The following is a 22,399-nucleotide window of genomic DNA, read 5'->3' as shown; positions in this document are numbered from 1 at the left end:
ACTCTTTCAGAACGGCCCGGCGCGGTCATGGGTGGAAGTCCCCCAGTTTTGCCGCCGGTCGACACCGCCGGCACCCCGGCCGCGCCGCCCGCCCTGATCCTCGGCGGCGGCCGGGGAATGTGGGGGCCGCGTCCCCATGTGCGCCCCCGGCGCGGATGGCACGGTCGAACCATGGACGGGGAGGTCACCATCACCACCTTCGGGGAGCTTTCGGTGCGGGAGGACGGCGGGGTGCTCGTGCCGTTCGGCGGTGCCAAGCCCCGGCTGCTGCTCGCGCTGCTGCTGAGCCGGCCCGGCCGGGTGTTCCCGGTGGAAGGGCTGATCGACGCCCTCTGGTCGGGCCGGCCGCCGCGCACCGCGCGGCAGAACCTCCAGGTATACGTGTCGCGGCTGCGGCGGTTCCTCGGGGGCCGGCTGACGCACACCGAGGGCGGCTATCTGCTGCGGCTGACGGCAGCCGAGTGCGATCTGGTGCGGTTCGCCGAGGCGGCGCGCGAGGGCAGACGGCTGGCGCGGGAGGGCGATCCGGCGGCGGCGGGCCCGCTCGGCGAGGCGGTCGCGCTGTGGCGCGGCCGGCCGCTCGCCGAGTGCGGGCGGCTGCCGTGTCTGGCCGCGTCGATGGAGCGGTTCGACGAGATGTTCCTCGGCGCCCTGGAGGAGTGGGCGGAGATCGAGGGCGAACGCGGCCGGCACCGGCTGGTGCGGGAGCGGCTGCGGGACCACGCGCCGGCGCATCCGCTGCGCGAGCGGCTCGCCGCCGCCTGGATGCGGTCGCTGGCGGAGAGCGGCCGGACGGGCGAGGCGCTGACGCACTACGAGACAGTCAGGATCGCCCTGGCGCGGGAGTTGGGGGCGGCCCCGGGTCCTGTGCTGACGGGGCTGCGGCACCGGCTGGTCGAAACGCCGGCCGTGTCGCGCGGTGTCGGCAACCAACTGCCGCGCGCGTTACCGGACTTCGTGGGCCGTGAGGTCGAGACGCGCGACGCGCTCGCCGCGTTCGAGGACGCCGGGCGCGCCGGGCGCGGCAGGGTGGTGCTGGTGACGGGGCCTGTCGGCGTCGGCACGTCGGCGTTCGCGGTGCGGGTGGCGCACCGGCTCGCCCCCTCCTTCCCCGACGGGCTGCTGCGGGTCGAACTCGGCGACCGGGCGCTGGGCGCGGTGCTGGACGATCTGCTGGCCGCCGCCGGGCTGCCGGCGGAGCGCGGCGTGGCGGGGGCGCTGGCCCGCCTGCGGTCCTGGCTCGCCGGGCGCCGACTGCTGCTGGTGCTGGACGACGCGGTGTCGGCCTCGGTCGCCGAGGCGCTGCTGCCGGGCTCCGGGCCCAGCGCGGCGCTGGTGACCAGCCGGTATCGGCTCAGCGGTCTGGCGGGGGTGACGCGGGTGCCGCTGTCCCCGCTGGGCGAGGCGGAAGGCGTCGAGCTGCTGGGCCGCGTCGTCGGACGGGACAGGATCGCCGCGGATCCCCGCGCGGCCGAGCGGATCGTGCGGTGCTGCGAGGGCCTGCCGCTCGCGCTCCGGATCGCCGCCGGCAAGCTGGACTCGCTGCCGCGCCTGCGGCTGGCCGAGTACGCCGACCGGCTGGCCACCGCGTCCTCGCTGCTGGACGAGCTGGCGGTCGGCGAGCTCACGCTGCGCGCCCGGTACGAGGCGTTCTGGCGGAGCCTGTCGCCGGAGCGGCGCGCCGCCTGCCGCCGGCTCGCGGCCCGTACCCCGCCGTTGCGGCACGAGCAGGTCGCCGCCGACGCGGAGGAGTTGGTGGAGTGCGGGCTGCTGACGCCGCCGGCGGGGGAGGGCGGCGCACGGTTCGCCAGCTACGCGATGTCCGCGTTCGTCGCCGAGTTCGCGCGCGACGCCCAGCCGGTGCGGCGGGCCGTTCCGGAGTCGGCGTGAACGAGGCGTGCCCGCCGACCCGACCGCCGTCGCCCTGGAGGCACCCGTGATCCCGCTGTCCGTGCTCGACGTGGCCACCGTCCCCGCCGGGGGCGCCGCCGGGGAGGCGCTCCTGGACGTCGTCCACGCGGCCCAGGCCGCCGACCGTGCGGGCTATCGTCGCTTCTGGGTGGCCGACCCAACCAACGCGCCGCGCCGGGCGTCGAGTTCACCCGCCGTGCTGCTGGCGCACCTGGCGGCGTTGACCCGGCACATCAGGGTCGGCTCCGGCGGGGCGCCGCTGGCCCACCGCGCCCCGCTGACGATCGCCGAACGGTTCGCCGTGCTCCAGCTGCTGCACGGCGGACGCACCGACCTGGCCGTCGGCCACGACCACCTCGCGCCCTGCCACTCCCCCACCCTCCCGCCCCGGCTGGTCGGCGAACTCGCCGGTTTCCTGCACGACAACTGGCCACCGGGGCAGACGTCGACGCCACCCGAGCCGCCCCGGCTCTTCGTCGTCGGCGGCTCCGAGCACCGTGCCCTGGTCGCGGCGGCGCGCGGACTGCCCTTCGTCTTCGCCGGGCCGCCCGGCCCGGCGGCCCGGCCGGCGGCCGTGGCCAGCTACCGCGCGGAGTTCACCCCGGGGCCGCACGGGCCCGACCGCCCACGGCTGATCGCCTCGGTGCACATCCTGTGCGCCGAGACCGACGCCGAGGCCGAACGTCTCGCCCTGCGGATCGGCGCCGCCAGGGTCCACGCGGCGCACGGCTGGGCCGCGTCCGCCCGCCCGCCGACCGCCGCGCGCGCCCGGCATCTGACGGAGGAGCACCTCGCGCGGCTGCGGCTGGTGCGCGGCTCCCCCGACACGGTGGCGGCGGAGGTGGCCGACGTCGCCGCCGCCCTGGACGCCGACGAGGTGATGGTGGTGCCCTACGACCTCACCGGCACCGAGCGCGCCCGCACCCTGCGCCTGCTCGCCGAGGCCGCCATCGGCACGTCCGCCCACGCGGGTCATCGGGCCTGTGACCTCGGCGGGCGCGCCGGCGGGTTCCGCCGGTCGGGGCCGGCCGGGCCGCAGAGTGTGGGGCAGTAGCCGGCGCACGGAAGGGAGAGCACCACCACGTGACCCCCGCCGACCACCCCACCCCCGCCCTCGGCGACCCCCAGCTGATGGTCATCTTCGGCGCCACCGGAGACCTGGCCCGGCGCAACCTCTTCCCCGGGCTCTTCCGGCTCCACCGGGCCGGGCTGCTGCCCGACGACTTCCAGGTGATCGGCTCCGGCCGGCACTCCCCCGGCACCGACGAGGAGTTCCGCGACGCGCTCGGCGCGTCCGTCCGGGAACACGCCGGGGAGGTCTTCGACCGGCGCCACTGGGACGAGTTCGCCCGCCACATCCGCTTCGTCATCTCGTCGACCGACGACGCGGCGGAGCTGGCCACCGCCGTCCGGCACGCCCAGGAGGAGGCCGGCGAGAGGGGGCGGACGCTCCTCTACCTGTCCGTGCCCCCGTCCATCGCCGAGGCCATGGTGCGGATGCTCGGCGACTCGGGCATCGCCAGGGCCGCCTCGCTCATCATGGAGAAGCCGTTCGGCAGGGACCTCGCCAGCGCCCGCTCCCTGGACGCGACGATCGCCCGGAGCGTCCCGGAGGAACGGGTCTTCCGCATCGACCACTTCCTCGGCCTGGAGGCGGTGCGGAACCTGCTCGCCCTCCGCTTCGCCAGCGACGTGTTCGCGCCCCTGTGGAACCGGGACCACATCTCCTCCGTCCAGATCGACGTGCCGGAGGAGATCGGCCTTGAGGGGCGCGCCGGCTTCATGGAGTCGACCGGCACCTTCCGCGACATGGTCTCCACCCACCTGTGCCAGCTCCTGGGCGTGGTCGCCATCGAACCGCCGGCCCGGATCGCCGCCGACGAGCTGCGCGCCGAGAAGCTGAGGGTCTATCGCGCGCTGCGGCCCTTCGACCCGGCCGAGACCGTCTTCGGGCAGTTCGAGGGCTACCGCGACGAGGAGGGCGTCGCCGACGACTCCCGCGTGGAGACCTTCGTCGCGCTGCGCGCCTGGGTGGACAACTGGCGCTGGCAGGGCGTGCCGTTCCTGCTGCGCACCGGCAAGGCGCTCGGCGGCTCCCGCTGGCGTGTCACGCTCGGCTTCCGCGAGCCGCCGCTGTCGATCTTCGACCGCGCCGCGCCCTCAGGACCAGCCGAGGGCCCGGAGCGTCCCGACGAACTGTCGCTGGAGCTGAGCGACACCCCGACGGCGACGCTCCACGTCCGCGCCAAGGTGCCGGGCGCCGATCCGCTGGTCGGCAGGGGCGGGTTCGTCCTGCGCGTCCAGGACGCCTTCCCCGACGCCCAACCCCTCGGGGCCTACGAGAAGTTGCTGCTGGACGCGCTGCGCGGGGACCAGACCCTGTTCACCGGCGCCGCCGAGATCGAGCGGCTCTGGGAGGTGTGCGATCCGGTGCTGAGCGACCCCCCGGAGCCACTCCCCTACGCCCCCGGCTCCTGGGGGCCACCGGCCGCGCTCCGCCTGCCGGGCGGGCCCGGATGGGCGGTGCCCGGACGATGAAGCCGCTCGACCCGCCCTATCTGCCGATCGCCGAACACGGCCTGATCGGCGACATGCGCACCGCCGCCCTGGTCGGCACCGACGGCAGGATCGACTGGTTCTGCGCGCCCCGCTTCGACTCGCCCAGCGTCTTCGGCGCCCTGCTCGACCCCGAGAAGGGCGGCCACTGGCTGATCGAACCCCGGTGCGAGGTGGCCTCCCGGCAGCAGTTCTACTTCCCGGACACCAACATCCTGATCACCCGCATGCTCACCGAGGACGGCATGTTGGAGGTCCAGGACTTCATGCCGGTGCTCAGGGAGCGCGACCCGGACCACCGGCAGCGGCTGGTGCGCCGCGTGGTGAGCGTCCGGGGCGGGATGGACATGCGGATCGAGGTGGCACCCCGGATGGACTACGGGCGCGCCCGGCACCGCACCGAACCCCAGCCGAACGGCGTCAGGTTCATCGGCGACGGGCTGGCCCTCTCCCTGCTCAGCAGCACCCCGCTGCACATCGAGGAGCAGGACGCCTGGGGCGGGTTCAGCCTGGCCGAGGGCCAGTCGGCCCTCTTCGTGCTGGACACGGCGGGCGGCACCGCGCCCGGCGGGCTGGACGAAAGGGTCGCCGAGGAGCTCTTCGAGGCCACCGTCTTCTTCTGGCGCCGCTGGATCGGCCAGTCCTCCTACGCGGGGCGCTGGCGCGAGACCGTCAACCGTTCGGCGCTCACCCTCAAGCTGCTCACCCACGAACCCAGCGGCGCGCTGGTCGCCGCGCCGACGCTGGGGCTGCCCGAGCGGCTCGGCGGCGAGCGGAACTGGGACTACCGCCACGTCTGGATCAGGGACGCCGCGTTCTCCCTCTACGCGCTGCTGCGGCTCGGCTTCACCAACGAGGCCGACGCGTTCATGGGCTGGCTGACCCGCTGTCTGCGTGGCACAACGGAGAGCGGCACCGGGCCACTGCGCGTCATGTACAGCATCGACGGCGACCCCTGCCTCCCCGAGGAGGAGCTCGACCACCTCGCCGGCTACTGCGGCTCCCGCCCGGTGCGCACCGGGAACAACGCCTCCGACCAGCTCCAGCTGGACATCTACGGCGAACTCGTCGACAGCGTCTACCTCTTCAACAAGTACGGCACGGGCATCTCGCACGACAGCTGGGCCGACCTGTGCGGGGTGCTCGAATGGCTGCTGCGGAACTGGGACCAGCCGGACGAGAGCATCTGGGAGACCCGCGCCGGCAAGCAGAACCACACCTACTCGCGGGTGATGTCCTGGGTCGCCGTCGAACGCATGGTCAGGATGGCGCGCCAGCGCGGCCTCCCCGGCGATCTCGGACGGTGGATGGCCGAACGCGACCGGATCTACGCCCAGGTGATGGAGCGCGGCTGGGACGCGGAGGCCGGCACCTTCGTCCAACGGCTGCTCGACGAGGGGCAGCGGAGCGAACAGCCGCTGCTCGACGCCTCGCTGCTGCTGATGCCCATGGTCAAGCTGATCTCCCCGACGGACCCGCGCTTCCGCTCCACCCTGACCGCCATCACCGACAACCTCGTCGCCGACAGCCTGGTCTTCCGCTACGACCCCGACCTCGCCCCCGACGGGCTCGGCGGAGCCGAGGGCACGTTCTCCATCTGCTCCTTCTGGTGGGTGGAGGCGCTGACCAGGACGGGACAGATCGAACAGGCCAGGCTCGCCCTGGAGAAGACCTTCACCTACGCCAACCACGTGGGGCAGTACGCGGAGCAGATCAGCCTCACCGGGGAACACCTGGGCAACTTCCCCCAGGCGTTCACCCATCTCGCGCTCATCAGCGCGGCGGCCAACCTCGACCGCGCCATGGGCTGACCCGCGCGACGCGGCGTCGGAGCTCCCCCGGGCCGACGCCCCGTCGGCAACCGTCCCCCGAGCGCTGAAGTACCGTACGGGCCTGGGTGTTCCAGCGGAACGCCCGCCGCGCCGACGCGGAACTGACCGCGCGCCGCTCGGCGTCTCACCACCGCGACGGGCGCCGGGGAAGGCGTTCGCTCCCGCGAGCCACAGGGGGACCCACGGACATGTCACAGCAGCCACCACAGCATCCGGTGTCGCCGTACGCGCCGACCCAGCCGCCCGGGTTCGGCCCACCGACACCGCCGGTCGGGTCGCGAAGGGGCGGCCCAGGCGACCCTCGCCGCTCCCGCGTGTTCCTGATCCTGACGGTCGTCGTCCTGCTGATCGTCGGCGGCGGCTTCGCCCGCGTCCTGCTGACGGGCGACGACGACAACGGGGGCGGCGGCGACACCGACGAGGTGGTGGACGACCCGGCCGGCCCCGCCGAGGGAACGCTCGCCTGGGACCTGCCGTCCCCCGGCGTCAGCGCCGAGGACCTGCTGCTCTCCGCCAGCGGCACCTGGTTCACCGAGGACACGGTGGTCCGCCTGATGGACACCGCCGTCGTCGCCCACGACCTGGACTCCGGCGAGGAGTCCTGGACCTTCCCCGTGGAGCGCCTGGGCGGCGACAGCGAGTGCCTGGCCTCGCCGCGCGCCGACCAGAACCGGATCGCCGTGCTCCAGGGCCGCGACTGCGAGGCCATGACCGTCCTCGACATCACCACGGGCGAGGAGATCACCACCTTCCCCGTGGACCTGCCGGTCTCCCCCGGACGGGACGAGGCGCCCGCGCTGCTCGGCGACACGGTCGCGATCGGCTCCGGCATCCAGCTGGGCTCGGCCGCCTACCGGGTCAGCGACGGAAGCGAACTGTGGCGCCACAGCGTGCTGGACGACCCGTGCGCGGACATCTCCTACCAGGTGCTGGACGAGACCCTGGTGGCGCTCACCCGCTGCGGCGGCCAGGAGGCCACGGACGGCGGCGAGGTGCGCGGGGTCGCCGAGGACGGGCGGGAGCTCTGGTCCTGGGCGTACGGGCCCGAGCTGGACGGTGAGCCGATGGAGGTCAACGCGGTCCTCTCGGCCGAACCGCTGGTCGTGCACGCCGCCGTCGGCGAGGAGCGGGAGGCGCGGCTGTTCGTCGTCCACGACAACCACACGGGCATCGCGCACACCCTCGACTTCACCAGCGACCGCTATGTGAGCCCGTGCCTCTGGCGGACCTGTGACGCCGCCGTGGTCGCCGACGGGCGGCTGGCCCTGGTGTCCACGACCCGGGCGACGCCCACCGTGGTGACCTTCGACCTGGCGACCGGCGAGCCCCTGTACGAGACCGAACCGGTCGGGGGACACGACGACATCCGGCCGTTCGACAGCCTCGACGGGGCGGTGCTCGCCTACCAGCCGGGGGTGGGCCAACAGCCGGGCGCGGTGGTGACCATCGACCCGGCGTCGGGCGAGGCCACCGAGCTGATGACGCTCGACCCCGAGGCGGCGGCGCAGGAGGCCGCCGTGGCCGGCAACGAGGCCGTGACGCCGAACCTGCTGCTCCACCACATCAGGCCGCGCTGGGACGCGGCGTCCGACACCTTCGTGCTCAGCAACGAGACCTTCCACGCCGGCGGCGTCAACCCGCCGGCCATGCTCGTCTACCGGTGACCCCCGGCGTGGGTGCCCGCCCGTTCCCGGGCGGGCACCGACGCGTCAGGCGGGGCTGCCGGTGACCTGACCGCCCGAGCGGACCAGGGTGTACGCCACGGTCTCGCCGCTCCAGAAGTGGAACGTCAGCTCGACGGTGGACCCGTCGTCGACCTCGGCGAAGAAGTCCGAGGTCAGGGTGATGGACCCGGCGTCGTAGTCCGGTTCGAAGGCCGCGCCGAACTCCTTGTAGGAGGTCCAGTCGTGCGGCCCGGCGTTGCCACCGTCCGCGTACACCGCCTCCATGGTGGCCAGTTGGTCGCCCCGGAAGGTGGCGGGGACGGCCAGCCCCTCGGTGGTGCCGGCGACCGCGTCGAGGGACGGCGCCTCATGGACGATGACCCGCAGGTCCCAGTCCACGCCCGCTGAGAACTCCAACGTCAACACCGCATTGACGCCGTACTCCTGGGACTCCGTCAGCCGGTCCAGTGTCCCGGCGGCCAGCGTCAGCTGATCCCCGGCCAGCGTGTAGTCGACCCCGTCGACCAGCTGCTCCGAACCGTGCGAGAGAGAGGTCAGCGAGGTGCCGTTGAGGTTCAACTCCACCGTGGCCGGGGCGGGTTCGGCGCCACGCTCCACATAGACCTGGTCGGTGGACGCGGTGCCGGAGCGGCCGTCCCAGCTCGACGCGACCTGCGCGAACAGCGCCGGGTCACTCCACTCGAACGACGTACGCCCCAGATGCTGCCCGTTGTCCCACAGCATGGTGGTCACCTGGTGCTCGCGCGCCTCGGCGCCGAACGCCTCAAAGAACTTCAGCTTCTCGCCCTGCTGGACGGTGCCGGTGTGCCGGTCGAAGCCGAGCAGCCCGTACTCGCCGAGGATCACCGGGATGCCGCGCGCCACAAAGGTCTCGTGGACCCGGTCGAAGGCGCCGGTCAGATCCGCCTCGGTCTCCGCGTCGAACCTGGTGTAGCCGGCGACGTTCACACTGAACGGCCAGAAGCCGTAGTAGTGCACCGTGGCGGCGAGGTGGGGATCGTCCAACTCCTCGAAGGTCGCAGCCAGTTCGTCGAGCCGGGGCTGGTCGGACGAGGTGTGCAGGGTGGGCAGGACAAGCAGCCGGTCGGCGTTGCCGCCACCCGAGTCGCGCACCAACGTGTGGAAGACGCTGTTGAGTTCGTGCAGCAGCTCGGCGTCCTGCGCCTCACCCGACGAGCCCTCGAAGAAGGGCTCGTTGATGCTCTCGAAGAGCAACAGGTCCGGCGCGTCGCGGAACGCGTCGGCGATCTGCTCCCAGGTGGCGGTGTAGCGGGCGAGCACCTCGTCATGCCGGGTGGGGAGGTCCATCACCCACTGCCACGAGTCGTGGTGGACGTTGATGAGGACATAGAGCCCCTCGTCGACGGCCCAGCCGACGACCTCCTGGACGCGCTCCAGATAGGCGGGGTCGATGGTGTAGTCGGGTCCTGAGCCCTGGTGTTGCCCCCAGGTCACCGGAATCCGGACGCTGTTGAAGCCCTCCTCCTTGATGGCGCCCAGGAGTTCGGGCTCGACCCTGGGGTTCCCCCAGGAGGTCTCGTCGTCGCCGGTGGCGTCGAGGGTGTTGCCCAGGTTCCAGCCGGGCTGCATCGCCGCCACCACATCCTGCGCGGCGGTGGTCCCGGGGCCGGCGGGGCCGGCCTGGGCCGAGGCAAGGGAGGCGGAGGGCAGGCCCGCCAGCCCGAAAGCGGTCAGCAAGAGAGTCAGAACAGTCAGCAAAGCTCGTGAGCGGCTCTTCACGTGGGCCCTTCCGTTGGCGAACTGAGGGGGGTCCCGGCGGCGCGGGAGCGCTCCCATGCCGCCATGCCTGACGGATGCTAGCTGTCGAACGACGTTCGCATAACCGCCCCAGCGGGGGAGGAACGGGCACAACCCGCTGGCATCCGGAGCGGAAATCGGCGAGGCTCGCACGCATGGTCTCGATAGTGCAGAACGTGGCGATCGACTGTGCGGACGCCTATGAGCTGGCCCGTTTCTGGAGCGGGGTGACCGGCCACCCCATGCATCCGGAGGCCGAACCGGGCGATCAGGAGACGGTGGTCCTGCTGCCCGAGGGCCCGGTGCTGTACTTCAACCAGGTGCCGGAGCCCAAGACGGACAAGAACCGGATCCATCTCTGCCTGCGCCCGGAGACCTCCCGCGAACAGGAGGTGGAACGGCTGCTCGGCCTCGGCGCCGCCTTTGTCGCCGACCACCGGAACCCCGACGGCACGGGCTGGGCGATCCTCGCCGATCCCGAGGGGAACGAGTTCTGCGTGCTGCGCGGCGCCGCCGAGCGGGCCGCCACGACGCCCTGACGGCCGGCCCCACTCCGCCGTCGGCGCTGTGGCCGCCACGGTGGACGTCGGCCGGCTTCCCTGGCCGAGACTGGGTGGCCATGGCCGGCCCGATCGCCCCCAAGGAGCGGTTCTGGAGGTTACAGCGGCTCAGCACACATGCGGAAGCCCCGTCCATGCGCCACGGGGGCAACACATGGACGGGGCTGGGCCCTTGTCAGGGCTGGAGAGAGTGTTGATCCGGGTTGGGGATGAGAGGCCACCGCGTCATCCGGTGCGACGCATTCCGATAGGGGGCGTCCGTGGTGCCCGGCTCAACTGACCTGACAGAACTCGGGGGTTACTTCCTCCGGGGCCGTCTTCTCGCTGGCCGGCTCATCCTCCACGGGGGCCGCGTTCAGAGCCCTGATGAGCTTCCGGAGTCCGTCTCCCCGGCAACCGCCCAGCTCGATGATCACGTTGTCGGTAGAGGACAGGTACATGTACCGCGAATCGACACCGACGTCGGTCAACGTGACCCCATGGCGGCGCACGGCCTGTTCGGTGGCAGCCACCAGGCCCAACGGGTCCTCCTGGTCAAACTCCAGGTCGATTTCATCCGTCGGCAGATAGATCATCATGGGGTTGCCTTTCTGTGGTTGGGGGACTTGAGTGGCTTGGCCCCATCCATGTGTCACGGGGGCAACGCATGGAGGGGCTGGCCGTGCTACGGCGCAGCTTCATACCGAGGTTCCGCGCCCTCACGGGTCAGGGCCTTGTCAATCTCGGCCAAGGTGGCCGGCCGTAGGTCAGCGAGCATGGCGGTCCACATCATGTGGGGGTCCCCGAGGGCCCGCAGCTTGACCCGCTGGCTACTGACCCGATGCACCAGGACACCCACACCCCCGAGACGTGTCGAGAACATCGCGGTACCCGGCTCAGGGACATTCGTGGGTTCGACCAGCGCATAGGCGATCTCCTCGGCGACGGCCGGGGGCACCCGGAACTCAAACCGGTGGTTCCCACGTCCGTCCTCCACGATCTTGACTACGTTCAGGTCCCCGCGCAGGGCCAGTTCACCGCGCAGGGCGTCTCGGATCAGCTTCAGATGTTCGTCAGCCACAGGACCACCCACGCCCGTGGTCGGCCATGCGCGCTGATGCTTCCAGCACGCTGACCCAGTAGCGCCGTTCGAGGGTCGGAAGGTCTCGCAAGCCCGCTACGTGGGCGTACTGCTCGGGGATCACTCGCCGGTGCCTGCCCTGCGGGCGAAACAGGGTCTTCAGGCGGTGCATCATGACGCCTCGCCTTCGACCACGGCGTCCAGCTCAGCCCTGATCCGGCATGGTTCGCCCGCGCCGCCCGCGCCGCACGCACAGATGTGCAGCATCCACGCAGCGAGACGCACCGCTCCGTCGCGCTCTTCGCGCGTTAGCTCATGCGGCTGACTGTCTGTACTTTTACCCATGGCTGCCTGCTCTTTCAGGTGGTCCATGCCCACGGGCCGTCTCACCACGGTCGCGGGGGTCTTCCTTGACCAAGGCAACCGTCCGTTGTGTCATCGGGGTACCGTGAGGAGAGAGGCAGCTTTTAAAAGCTTTAAGCGCCCGGGGAGTTGGTGCCGATGGGCAAGCCAGAGTCGAACAGCGATCTCGAACGGCTGTACCACGAGACGGGGTGGACGCTACGTCAGTTCGTCCAGGCCGTGAACCGTGTGGGGACCGAGCAGGGCACACCGCTGAAGTACCGGGAGCCGTCCGCACATCAGTGGCTGCGAGGTCACATGCCGAAGGAGCCTGTGCGGCCGGTGATCGTTGAGGCACTTGCCCGAAGACTTGGCCGCCCGATCTCCCACACGGAGACAGGCTTTCCGCCCCCGTCGAATCAGTCGAATGACCGTCCGAGTACGGTGGAGGGAGTGATTGATCTCGGAAGGCAAGACATGGACCCGTCACGGCGCGGAATTTTGGGGGCGAGTCTCTTTTCTGTCGCTGTGACCGTACCCGAATGGCCTGACGTTGTGGGGCGTATGGAGGCTGCTCAGACCGGTCAGACGCAGCGTATAGGGATGTCTGAGGTCGATATGGTCATCGCGATGACTGAGCGAATCTCAGAGCTCGATGACCAGTTCGGCGGACGGCACGCGCGCCCTATGGCTGCGGCGTTTCTCGTGAATACGGTGGCGCCCTATCTCCGCAGTGACGCTTCTGAGTCGGTGCGTCAAGCGATGATGTCAGCGGTCTCTGACCTCTGTTACTTGACCGGCTACATGGCGGTCGATGAGGGAGTGCAGGGCCTGGCTCAGAAGTATTACTTGAAGGCACTAGAACTTGCCGGGGCGGCGCAAGACCACCTGACTTACTGTACGACGCTGCGAGGAATGAGCGTCCAGGCGGTCGATCTGCGCCACGGACGAGAAGCTATGCGGCTCGCAGACGCCGCTGCCGCCGCTTCCCCGCACGCCGGTCCGCGAATGCGCGCATTCCTTGCCGGACAACAGGCTCACGCTTCCGCTCAAATCGGCGACCGCAACAACGCTCTGACGTACCTGCGTGAAGCCGAAGTAGCGATGGAAAAGGCCGAATCACAAGAAAAAGCCTTCGGGTCATACGACCCGGCAGCATTGAATTATCACACGAGCCAAGTGCGTCACGAATTGGGTGACGTCAATGGTGCCGTTGAGGCGATGCAACAATCGGATAGGCTCCGGTACGACGTTTATCGGCGAACTCGCGTGAAGGAACGCGCTATTCTCGCGGAGCGCCAGTTCGGGATTGGCCATTTGGAGGCAGCCTGCGCTACATGGCATCTCGCTCTGGACGATTACCCATTGGTTCAGTCGGGCCGCGCAGACCAACACATTCAGACAATGTTTGGACTCATTCGCCCCTATACAAAAAATCACGCGGCTCGGGAATTGTACGAACGCGCACGGCTCGTTACCCCTGCCTCCCTCATGGCATGAAGCAATCGGAGAGCCGAAAGCCCCCGTGCCGGCCCGGATGGGCTGGCACGGGGGCGGGGTCGGTCAGCTTGCGGCGCGGTGCGCGAGTTGAACGACAGGCTCTTCGGCCTCATCGCAACGGCATGATGAAAAGAGGATTGGGTGAGCGGCGAACGAACCCACGAGGCGAAAGAAGTTGTCCGTGAACGGGTATGGAAACTCTTGGAACAAAGAAACGCCGCGCCCAACGGCGCATCGGGACGTATCCCATCCTTCGTAGGTGCGGATTCCGCCGCCGTGCGCCTCAGTGGACATCCTACTTGGCAAAGAGCAAGCGTCATCAAGGCAGTACCCGACAGGGCTCAACTGCCCGTTCGAGCCAGGGCGCTGGAAGAAGGAAAGCGCGTCTATATGGCGGCATCTAAGCTGGCCACGCCGAAACCCTTCTATCTTCTGGACCCGGAAACGCTCACGGTTCCGCCTCATGAGGCCGCCGAGCGTCGAACGGCAGCAAAGCACGCCAAACCGGTTGATCTGACCGAGATGCCACACGTCGATTTCATCGTTTGTGGCAGCGTAGCTGTAAATCCCCAAGGAGTGCGACTCGGAAAAGGCGCCGGATATTCCGATATCGAGATGGCCCTATTACAGGAGGCCAACCTGATTGATTCGAGAACTCTGATCGCAACCACCGTGCACGAACTACAGATTGTCGATGAACCGCTACCCGAGGCGGGGCATGATTTCCGAGTGGATCTCATCGTGACAGCGGAAAGGGTAATCGAATGCGCCCCATACCGCCGCCCCTCTGGAATCATCTGGCCTTCTCTCGAAGAAGCAAAAATCGCTGCGATCCCAGCCCTCGCAAGCCGCAGGCCATCTACGGGCGAATGAAGGGCTCACATTCCGAGCTGTCAGAAGTGGGCACAACAGCCAGGGAATCCTGTTGCGCACTTCTCCCCATGGCCGCGTCGCGGTAAACAGGCATCGCCCAGTCGCTTGCCTCGCAGAACACGCCCCGACCGGACTCGGCTAGCAAGGCATACCAGCGCGCGGCAGTGGGGCGCCAATCTTCGCCATCAGACAGGGGGCCTCCGGAGCCGCGCCGCCCGGGTCCTTCAGCCCCTCGGGGCCGTCGCCCTTCTTGCGTCTGGACGCTGATCGGGTCGTTTGGGCACTGGGCTGGGCATGTTCCCCCTAGACTTCGTAATCGAATGATCAGCTCGACATAACGAGGTAAGATTTAATGGATCAGGGGTTAGCCGCCGCACTGGGGGCAGTCGTGGGCGTCTTGGCTGTCGTGGCTGGTTCATATCTAACCGCCTTTCACGCCAAAAAAGCACAAAAGAGGGAAGCTCGAAGAGATGTTTACCGCGCCTTCCTTTCTGAACTGTCCGAAGCTCAAGCTCAGATACAGAAATTACGAGACAGTATCCTCTATGGCCCTCGCGATGAAATTGATGACGACATCGGCACGAGACTCAAGGAGATGGAGAACGAGATTTCTCGTCTCAGGAATCTTGAGGTCGGTGTTCGCCTGGAGGGCCCGGATAGCATTTCATCTTCTGCACGCGAGGTAACGCAGGTCATAGCTTGGACGTGGGCAAGGATGAAATTCACCCACACCAGTTCCCTTGATGAAGATACGTACTACAAGATGGTAGAGACGATTGAGGCTGATTGCTTTTCGCTCGAAGAGAAGGTCAACAGCCTTCTCCAGGAGGCCCCACGTCATCTGTGACCGACCTTGGAACCCGTACACGTTCTGGGCTGCTATATGCCTGCGGCCTTCCGGTCCGTGAGCACGGGGTCACCCCCCACCCGGTACGGGGATCGCTCACGCGATGGTGCGCAGCAACCCCCGTGTTCTGCTGACGACGTGAGGGTGACCCTTGTGACTGCCGCAGGGGGCGGGAAGCCGAATCCGACGCGCATGGTGCCGCGAACGGCTACCTGGTCGGAGCTGAAATAGCCGTCGGCGCTGATGTCCACGCGCACATCCCGCCGGAGCACGACGAACACTCGATCACGCGGGATTCCCCACACGGTGCCCGGAGTTACGGCCGGGGAGACGAAGAGCGGAACCCCAGCGATGGCGCGTCTCGTCGGCGTGGTCGGGTCCGAGCCGAGCAACGGCCTGTTGTCTTCGCTCGGTTCCTTGAGCTGAGCCGGGGCGAGCGGGGCGTTCGGGCGCGCGGTGAAGCTGGTCGGCGTCGCGTTGTTCGGCACGCGTGGCACAGTCGTCACCATGACGTTGGATGACCTGCCCGGCTGGCTCGTCGGCTGGTGTGTGGACCACTTGGCAGACGAGCCGGTCGGCGTGCTGTTCGAGAGGCGTTCGCTGTCGGCGGTGTTCGGGCTGCGGCTGGCCGGTGGGCGAGACGTCGTGCTGAAAGCGCGGGAGGACGACGGCAGAGCCGTTTCGTGTGTCGCCGCCCAGGGGCAGCTGGCGGAACGGGGGTTTCCATGCCCCCGGCCGCTCACCCCCGTGGTCGGCGTCGGTGCGCTGGCTGTGCACGCCGAGGAGTCCAGGGCCGGCGGTGCACCGCTGCGTGGCGACTCGCCGGACGTCGCCGTGCGGTACGCGGCGGTGTTCGCCTGGCTGATGGCCGAACTGGCCGAGGTGACCGTGGCGCCGCCGCTGCCGAATCCGCGCTGGGCACGTTGGGATCATACGGATCCGGGGTTGTGGCCGGCGATCGACTTCCTCGATGAGCGAGACCAGAGCACGGTGCCCGCGTACGTCGCCCAGACGTCCGCCCGGGTCCGCGAGCGGATGCTGGCGACCGACCTGCCGTGCGTGCTGGGCCACGCCGACTTCGAAGCGCAGAACCTGCGCTGGCACGACGGCGATATCTGGGCCGTGCACGACTGGGACAGCCTGGCGTGGCAGCCGGAGGCCGCGCTGGTGGGGGCGGCGAGCGGGGCGTTCGCCAGCGCCTCGCCGCCGAGCCTGGCCCCGATCGAGAGCTCGTCGGCGTTCCTGGCCGCCTATCAGGATCTGCGGGGGCGTCGCTTCACCGTGGAGGAACAGGAGATCGCCTGGGCGGCCAGCCTGTGGCCGGCGGCCCACAACGCCCGCTGGGAAGCCCTGCACGGCGACGCCCCGGTGTCCTGTGAAGCTGTCCGCGCACAGGCGACGGAGCGCCTACGCCGAGCGAACGCTTAGGGGGCCGTGGGAAGCGGTGGGACGGCTTGGCGAACCCGCGTGGTCTCCGCAGCGGATGATCGTTCCCGAGGCGGGCCGTCGGTGACGAGGTGGCCGGCCTCGGCACCTCGTACCGCTCGGCCTTCGGCGGCTTCCACAGGCCGCCCCGTCGCTTGTTCAACGTGTCGAGTGTCGGCCAGGGAGGGCCGTGGCGCAGCGCGCGCAGGAGGTCCTGCCCGAACTGTCGCACGGGCAAGGTCGGACATCCCCCTTCTCGAACCCTGGCACACCGGCCGCCGGTGGTCTCCTCGATTTCCGTGCCAGGCGCCAGCGCGACGCCCGCGTCAGCTTCGCCGTCGCTATCCGCCGGGCGGGCGCTGGCGGGGGCGGCGGCCGGCGAAGAGGGTGCGGTCGGCGCCGCCCTGCTCCCGCACCGTGACCACCTCGAACCCGGCCTCGCCCAACAGCCGTTGCCACTCCGCGATCGCGAACAACCCGGTGCGGTGCGCCTCCTGCGCCACGCCGACCGTACCGTCGGCCTCCCGCAGGGTGAACGTGTACTCCGTCGTCACCGTGCTCTCCCCCGGCGCCGGGGGCAGGCTCCACGCCAGATAGCGGGCGCCGCTGCCATCCGGCGCGTCGCTGCCACCGCAGTCCGTGCCCGGCTCGAAGGTGTCCGCGACATGGTCGGGGAAGAACACGGCGACACCGCCGGGACGGCAGTGCGCCCACGCCGTGCGAAACGCCGCCGACAGGTCCTCCACCGTGGTCATGTAGTCGATCGCGTCGTGCGCCAACACCGCGTCGAAGGCGCGGCCGAGCCGCACCTCCCGCATATCGCCCAGCAGATGCTCGACCTCCGGGTTCAACGCGCGGGAGACGGCCAACATCTCGGGGGCCAGATCCACCAGCGTCATCGTCCACCGCGAGCGGAGATGGCGGGCCAGATGCCCACCGCCACTGCCCAGTTCGAGCACCTCCCGCACCGGGCGCTGCGCCAGGGCGAACAACTCGGCGGCACTCCGCGCGTCGTCCTCGTACACCTCGGGCGGGGAGATCAACGGCCACCAACGCGCCAACGCCCCGTACATCAGGGGCACCTCAGCCTCCGGGGCCGAAGGCCCCTTCCCCGACGCCGCCACAACCGATCTCCTCGCCTTGCCCGCCGCTTCCCTTCGGGCCGCATCGTAGTCCGCCGGGCGGGCCGCTCCGCGCGGCCGGTGCGGAGTAGGCTCCCGGGCGAACGAAGGGCGAGATCGTGAACCACCACATGCTCACGAACCTTGAGTTCGCGGATGTGCCCTGGCAGGTCGGCGTCCTCGTCAGCGGGATGGTCCTGGTCTTCTTCGTCGTCGTGTTCTGGACGTTGGTCCGGGTGAGCCCGAAGCGGCGCCCCGATCCCGACGCGCCGCGCCGGGCGGAGAGCCGGCGTCGGCAGGCCGCGCTGCGCAAGCGCCGGTTGGCGCTCCAGGCGCGCGCGGCCCGTCGGGGCAGGCGCCGGAGCGGCTGAGAGCCGGGAAAACCTGTTGCCGCCCCCTTGGGCCAGGGGATCACAATGAGTCACCGCGAGTTCTCAGGGGGGAACACCATGGAGTACACCGAGCTGCCCGGTGCCCGGATCCCGATCCGGATGTGGGCCGATCCGGCCGAGGTCGACGAGGGGGCGATGCGGCAGCTGCGCAACGTCACCACCCTGCCGTGGGTGCGGGGTCTGGCCGTGATGCCGGATGTGCACTACGGCAAGGGCGCCACGGTCGGCTCCGTGATCGCCATGCACGGCGCCGTCTGCCCGGCGGCGGTGGGCGTCGACATCGGGTGCGGGATGAGCGGCGTGCGCACCTCGCTCAGTCAGGAGGATCTGCCGGGGGACCTGTCGCGGCTGCGGTCCCGGATCGAGGCGGCCATTCCGGTCGGTCGTGGGATGCACGACGAGCCGCTCGACCCGGGGCGGCTGCACGGCTTCCCGACGGCGGGGTGGGACGCGTTCTGGGAGCGGTTCGACGGGGTGGCGGACGCGGTGGCCTTCCGGCGGGAGCGGGCGGGGCGGCAGATGGGCTCGCTCGGCTCGGGCAACCACTTTGTCGAGGTCTGCCTGGACACCGAGGGCGCGGTGTGGCTGATGCTGCACTCGGGTTCGCGGAACATCGGCAAGGAGCTGGCCGAGTTCCATATCGGCGAGGCGCAACGGCTGCCGCACAACAAGGGGTTGGTGGATCAGGACCTCGCGGTCTTCATCGCCGACACGCCCCAGATGGCGGCCTACCGGAACGACCTGTTCTGGGCGCAGGAGTACGCGCGGCTCAACCGCGCGCTCATGATGGCGCTGCTCCAGGACGTGGTGCGCCGGGAGTTCAGGAAGGCGAAGCCGACGTTCGGGCAGACGATCAGCTGCCACCACAACTACGTGGCCGAGGAGCGCTACGACGGGATGGATCTGCTGGTCACCCGCAAGGGCGCCATCCGGGCCGGTGCCGGGGAGTTCGGCATCGTGCCGGGGTCGATGGGCACCAGGTCGTACATCGTCAAGGGCCTGGGCAACCTGGCGTCCTTCCAGTCGGCTTCGCACGGCGCGGGGCGGCGGATGAGCCGGGCGGCGGCCAAGCGGCGCTTCACCACCCGGGATCTGGAGGCCCAGACGGCGGGTGTGGAGTGCCGGAAGGACTCGGGCGTGGTGGACGAGATCCCGGGCGCCTACAAGCCGATCGAGCAGGTCATCGCGCGGCAGCGGGATCTGGTCGAGGTGGTGGCCGAGTTGAGGCAGGTGGTCTGCGTCAAGGGCTGACCCGCCCCCACCGCCCGTGGGGAGCCCGCCCCGTGTCGTCGCTGTCGACGGCACGGGGCGGGCCTTGTTCAGTCGAGCCAGCCGGCCAGGTCGCTGATGGCGATGCGCACCATCGATGACACGGTCGCCGGCAGCCCGCCGGCGGACGCGGTCGCGCCGTGGGCGGCGTGGTCGTGGTGCTGGTCGGCGTCCGGGGTGTAGGAGGCCTGCGTCGCCTCGAACTCCTCGTACGCCTCGGCGACCTCGTCGGCGCTCATCGTCTGTCCGTCGCCGAAGGACACCTGCCCGTTGCCGCCGTCGAAGACGATGTCGGAGCAGGAGAAGAAGTTCTCCTGGCTGTCGGAACGGATCCAGTGCACGAAGAGGACATGCTGGCCGGAGCGGTTCGGCAGCTGGACGTTCCAGTAGTAGTGACCGTCCTCGGAGCCGACGCCGCCGCGCTGCGGCGGGTTGGTGACGCTGTTGATCTGCTCCAGGTCGCCCCAGCCGAGCTGCTGGGTCGGGGACCAGCCGTTACGGGTGATGTAGACGTTGAACTGGCCCGGGTGGTGGGCCCAGTTGCTGTGCTTGAGCTCGATGTTGGCGCCGGAGGACAGATGCGTCTTCGGCCAGTCGGCGCGGGTGGCGTTGTAGGCGGAGAAGTCGAACGGCCCCCGGTTGCCGGCGCTGCAGAGCGTCCCGTCCGGGATGTATCCCGTGGTGCGGCCACCGGCGTTGGAGTCGAGCACGGCGAACCAGTTGTAGAGCGGCCCGGTGCCGCTCTGCTGGACCGCCGAGGCGCAGGCCGGGTTGGACGGCATCTGGGTGCTGCTGTTCTCGCGCAGGTCGAGGTAGCAGAGATAGGTACGCGCGCCCGGCATGGTGGTGGATCCGTGCGCCGCTGCCGGGGTGGGCAGGGAGGCCATCACCAGAGCGATCAACGCCGCTCCCAAGATGCTGAGGAAACGGAATTTTCCGGTCGGCCTCGGTCTCCGGCCGGGGGATGCATGAGACACGGGTGCTCCTTCGTTCAGAAGAGTCGTCTCCCGCGAGGGGCGTGGCGCACCGGAGGTTGTCGCCTTCGGATCGGTACGCGGCGGCCCGTCGCCGGTTCTACGGCATGCACATGGGAGCGCTCCCGTGGGCAAGGTAGCGCCGCTGACGGCAGTCGGTAAGCGCGCGCGTCGGCCCTGTCGCCCCCCGACCGTTCGCTTTCGGTCATCCGACCACCGTCCGCTGACCCTCCGCCGATGCCCGCTCGGGCATCGGCGGGCCGGCGGCGACCGCCGCGCCCCCCGTTGGCCCGGCGGCCCTCGCGGTGCCCGCAGGTGGCCAGCGCCTGGGGTCAGGGGCCCGACAGGATGCGTATGGGCCGATTTGACCGATCATCGGTGCACGAATGAGGGCCAGCAGTGTGCACGGAATGCCAAGAAGCTGTCGCTCGTAGTCAATGCCTTCCGCTGGGCCGCTCGGGCAGACTGCAGGGGCGGGTGAGCCTCCAACGCAACTGACGTCTCTCTGGCACCTCTCGGGCCCGGTTTTTCATCACAGGGGATCAGATCCTTCATGTCTGCTTCTGCGAGCATGTCCGTTTCCGGAGCGGAGTCCATGTGGTATCGGGCAACGCCGACCCAGCAGGGCATCTGGATCCTTGACCGGATCGAACGCCTCCGACCCACCTATCTCATCCCCTCGGTACTGGAGTTCACCGGCCCGGTGGACCACCGCGCCCTGGTCGCGGCGGTGCGCGCGACGCTGGCACGTCATCCGGCCCTGCGCGCCCGGTTCCGTCTCGACACCGTGCGGCACCGGGTCGAGTACCGCACGGACGGCGAGCCGGCCGAGGCCGGCCTGATCGACGCGGTCGCCGAGGAGTGGACGCCGGACGAACTGGCGCGGCTGGTCGAGGCGTTGTGCTACACGCCCTTCGAGCTGGCCGACGAGGCGCCGGCGCGGGCCGAGGTGATCCGGGTCGACGACGAGGTCACGCTGCTGGTGCTCACGGTGCACCACATCGTCTTCGACGCCACCTCGCGCGCGATCGTGGTCGACGAGATCGTGGCGCGCTACCAGGCCGCGCTGCGCGGCGAGGAGTTGGTGCCGCCGCCCGCGCCGCACCCGGCCGACGTGCTCGGCGAGCCGGCGCCCGAGGCGGTGGCCGAGCAGGTGGCAGCCGCCGCGCGGCGGCTGCGGGGCGCGCCGACGGATGTCGAGCTGCCCTACGCCCTGGCGCCGCACGAGGACTTCTCGATGGTCGGCGCGCTCGCCCACACGGCGTTCGACGCGTCGCTCTCCGAACGGGTGTTGAAGCTGGCGGCCGAGGAGGGCTGCACCGCCTTCATGGCGGGCGTCGCGCTGCTCGCCGGCGCCCTCGCCCGGCGCGGTGGGCAGCGCGACTTCCTCTTCGCCGTGGTCTGGCCAGGACGGGACGATCCCGCCTCGCTCGATGTCGTCGGGATGTTCATGACGACGCTGGTGCTGCGGATCACGGTGGAGGAGACCACCAGCTGGCGGGAGCTGTTGGGGCGCGCCCGGGTGGCCGGGATGGAGACGTTCGTCGACGCCGATGTCCCGTTGGACGCGCTGGCGGCCGAGCTGGACGCCGAACGGGACGTCGGGCGGCTGCCGTTGACGCCGGTGCTGGTCAATCTGGCCGACGCGGCGGGTCCGGTGGATCTGGCGCCCGGCGTGGTGGGCCGGTACCGGCCGCTGGATCCGCAGTACAGCAAGTGGGACCTGGCGTTGTTCGTCCATGTCGAGGAGGACGCGGGCGGGCCACGGCTGGAGTTGTCCCTCGACCATCCGGCGGCGTTGTTCGACGACGCGGCCATCTCCGAACTGCTCACGGCACTGCGCCGCGGTGTCGCCGATCTCGCTCACTCCCCGGAGGACCCGGTGCTGAAGCCCGTCACCGAAGAAGGCAACATCAACGATCCCGCCGCCCGGCTCGACCTGGTGCGCGCGGTCTGGCGCGAGGTGCTCAAGACCGACCAGGTCGAGGACGACGTCAGCTTCTTCGACGCGGGAGGCGACTCGCTGCGGCTGGTCGTCCTCGTGGAGCGGCTGCGCGAGGTGTCGGGCCTGAAGGTGAGGACGGTGGATCTGTTCCGGGCCGGCACGGTCAGGGGCCAGGCCGATCTGTTGGGCTCGCTGGGCGGGGCCGAGGCGGAGAGCTCGGGAGGCAGCAGCCGGGAGCGGCTGCTGGGCGCGGTGCGGAGCCGGCGTGCCACGGAGTCCCCCGGCTGAGCGGTTCGCTTCCGACGTTTCCCGACTCCTCGTTCCCCCGCTCGGGGGCCCGTCGCCCGGC

18 protein-coding genes are annotated in these 22,399 nt (G+C 70.1%); 13 read left to right on the top strand and 5 right to left on the bottom strand.

What is annotated here, in order from left to right:
• Positions 1–171 precede the first annotated feature (171 nt).
• The 5 genes from K4G22_RS29520 (at position 172) to K4G22_RS29500 (ending at position 7,963) form a co-directional block, all read left to right on the top strand.
• On the top strand, positions 172–1,890 hold the full coding sequence (locus K4G22_RS29520) for an AfsR/SARP family transcriptional regulator (RefSeq protein WP_228083522.1): 1,719 nt from the start codon (positions 172–174) through the stop codon (positions 1,888–1,890).
• A gap of 7 nt (positions 1,891–1,897) precedes the next feature.
• Positions 1,898–2,965, top strand: a complete 1,068-nt coding sequence (locus K4G22_RS29515; protein ID WP_228083521.1) for an MsnO8 family LLM class oxidoreductase — start codon at positions 1,898–1,900, stop codon at positions 2,963–2,965.
• A gap of 29 nt (positions 2,966–2,994) precedes the next feature.
• Positions 2,995–4,449: a glucose-6-phosphate dehydrogenase gene (zwf, locus tag K4G22_RS29510; RefSeq protein ID WP_228083520.1), complete on the top strand. Its 1,455-nt coding sequence runs from the start codon at positions 2,995–2,997 to the stop codon at positions 4,447–4,449.
• Positions 4,446–6,278, top strand: a complete 1,833-nt coding sequence (locus tag K4G22_RS29505; RefSeq protein WP_228083519.1) for a glycoside hydrolase family 15 protein — start codon at positions 4,446–4,448, stop codon at positions 6,276–6,278. The genes zwf and K4G22_RS29505 overlap by 4 nt, the downstream gene beginning before the upstream one ends.
• 335 nt (positions 6,279–6,613) lie before the next feature.
• The gene (locus K4G22_RS29500) at positions 6,614–7,963 is read left to right on the top strand and encodes an outer membrane protein assembly factor BamB family protein (protein ID WP_228083518.1); all 1,350 of its coding nucleotides are present in this window, start codon (positions 6,614–6,616) and stop codon (positions 7,961–7,963) included.
• Positions 7,964–8,008: 45 nt separating this feature from the next.
• Here K4G22_RS29500 and K4G22_RS29495 read toward each other — a convergent pair whose 3' ends face one another.
• On the bottom strand, positions 8,009–9,682 hold the full coding sequence (locus tag K4G22_RS29495) for a cellulase family glycosylhydrolase (protein ID WP_322785147.1): 1,674 nt from the start codon (positions 9,680–9,682) through the stop codon (positions 8,009–8,011).
• 215 nt (positions 9,683–9,897) lie between these two features.
• On the opposite strand from K4G22_RS29495, the gene K4G22_RS29490 reads away from it, so the two are divergent.
• Entirely contained in the window at positions 9,898–10,281 is a 384-nt protein-coding gene (locus K4G22_RS29490; protein ID WP_228083516.1) for a VOC family protein, read from the top strand.
• 293 nt (positions 10,282–10,574) lie between these two features.
• On the opposite strand, the gene K4G22_RS29485 is transcribed toward K4G22_RS29490, so the two are convergent.
• On the bottom strand, positions 10,575–10,880 hold the full coding sequence (locus tag K4G22_RS29485; RefSeq protein ID WP_228083515.1) for a hypothetical protein: 306 nt from the start codon (positions 10,878–10,880) through the stop codon (positions 10,575–10,577).
• Between the two features lie 86 nt (positions 10,881–10,966).
• Complete coding sequence (locus tag K4G22_RS29480; RefSeq protein WP_228083514.1) at positions 10,967–11,362, bottom strand: hypothetical protein; 396 nt, start codon at positions 11,360–11,362, stop codon at positions 10,967–10,969.
• Positions 11,363–11,863: 501 nt separating this feature from the next.
• Here K4G22_RS29480 and K4G22_RS29475 point away from each other — a divergent pair.
• The 4 genes from K4G22_RS29475 to K4G22_RS29460 all read left to right on the top strand — a co-directional run bounded on the left by K4G22_RS29475 (position 11,864) and on the right by K4G22_RS29460 (position 16,352).
• Entirely contained in the window at positions 11,864–13,204 is a 1,341-nt protein-coding gene (locus tag K4G22_RS29475; protein WP_228083513.1) for an NsdA family TPR-like regulatory protein, read from the top strand.
• A 141-nt stretch (positions 13,205–13,345) separates the two neighbouring features.
• Positions 13,346–14,077: a 5-formyltetrahydrofolate cyclo-ligase gene (locus K4G22_RS29470; RefSeq protein WP_228083512.1), complete on the top strand. Its 732-nt coding sequence runs from the start codon at positions 13,346–13,348 to the stop codon at positions 14,075–14,077.
• Positions 14,078–14,429: 352 nt separating this feature from the next.
• On the top strand, positions 14,430–14,924 hold the full coding sequence (locus tag K4G22_RS29465; RefSeq protein ID WP_228083511.1) for a hypothetical protein: 495 nt from the start codon (positions 14,430–14,432) through the stop codon (positions 14,922–14,924).
• A gap of 507 nt (positions 14,925–15,431) precedes the next feature.
• Positions 15,432–16,352, top strand: coding sequence for an aminoglycoside phosphotransferase/kinase family protein (locus tag K4G22_RS29460; protein WP_228083510.1), 921 nt, complete (start codon positions 15,432–15,434; stop codon positions 16,350–16,352).
• Positions 16,353–16,690: 338 nt separating this feature from the next.
• On the opposite strand, the gene K4G22_RS29455 is transcribed toward K4G22_RS29460, so the two are convergent.
• On the bottom strand, positions 16,691–17,422 hold the full coding sequence (locus tag K4G22_RS29455; RefSeq protein WP_228084267.1) for a class I SAM-dependent methyltransferase: 732 nt from the start codon (positions 17,420–17,422) through the stop codon (positions 16,691–16,693).
• Between the two features lie 179 nt (positions 17,423–17,601).
• Between K4G22_RS29455 and K4G22_RS29450 the strand changes: the two genes are divergently transcribed.
• Together K4G22_RS29450 and K4G22_RS29445 are read left to right on the top strand one after the other, a co-directional pair.
• Positions 17,602–17,841 carry a hypothetical protein gene (locus K4G22_RS29450; protein ID WP_228083509.1) on the top strand — a complete coding sequence of 80 codons (240 nt, stop codon included), beginning with the start codon at positions 17,602–17,604 and terminating at the stop codon, positions 17,839–17,841.
• A gap of 78 nt (positions 17,842–17,919) precedes the next feature.
• Positions 17,920–19,113, top strand: a complete 1,194-nt coding sequence (locus K4G22_RS29445; protein ID WP_228083508.1) for an RtcB family protein — start codon at positions 17,920–17,922, stop codon at positions 19,111–19,113.
• Positions 19,114–19,181: 68 nt separating this feature from the next.
• Here the strand turns inward: K4G22_RS29445 and K4G22_RS29440 are convergent, their stop codons facing one another.
• Positions 19,182–20,033 (bottom strand): lytic polysaccharide monooxygenase auxiliary activity family 9 protein, encoded by an 852-nt coding sequence (locus K4G22_RS29440; protein WP_425336765.1) that lies wholly within the window; start codon positions 20,031–20,033, stop codon positions 19,182–19,184.
• Between the two features lie 667 nt (positions 20,034–20,700).
• Between K4G22_RS29440 and K4G22_RS29435 the strand changes: the two genes are divergently transcribed.
• Positions 20,701–22,338, top strand: a complete 1,638-nt coding sequence (locus K4G22_RS29435; RefSeq protein ID WP_228083507.1) for a condensation domain-containing protein — start codon at positions 20,701–20,703, stop codon at positions 22,336–22,338.
• The last annotated feature ends 61 nt before the right edge of the window (positions 22,339–22,399 follow it).

The organism is Streptomyces profundus (genome assembly GCF_020740535.1).
In the GTDB taxonomy this organism is placed as follows: Bacteria; Actinomycetota; Actinomycetes; order Streptomycetales; family Streptomycetaceae; genus Streptomyces; species Streptomyces profundus.
This window is presented reverse-complemented; position numbering and strand designations above follow the sequence as displayed.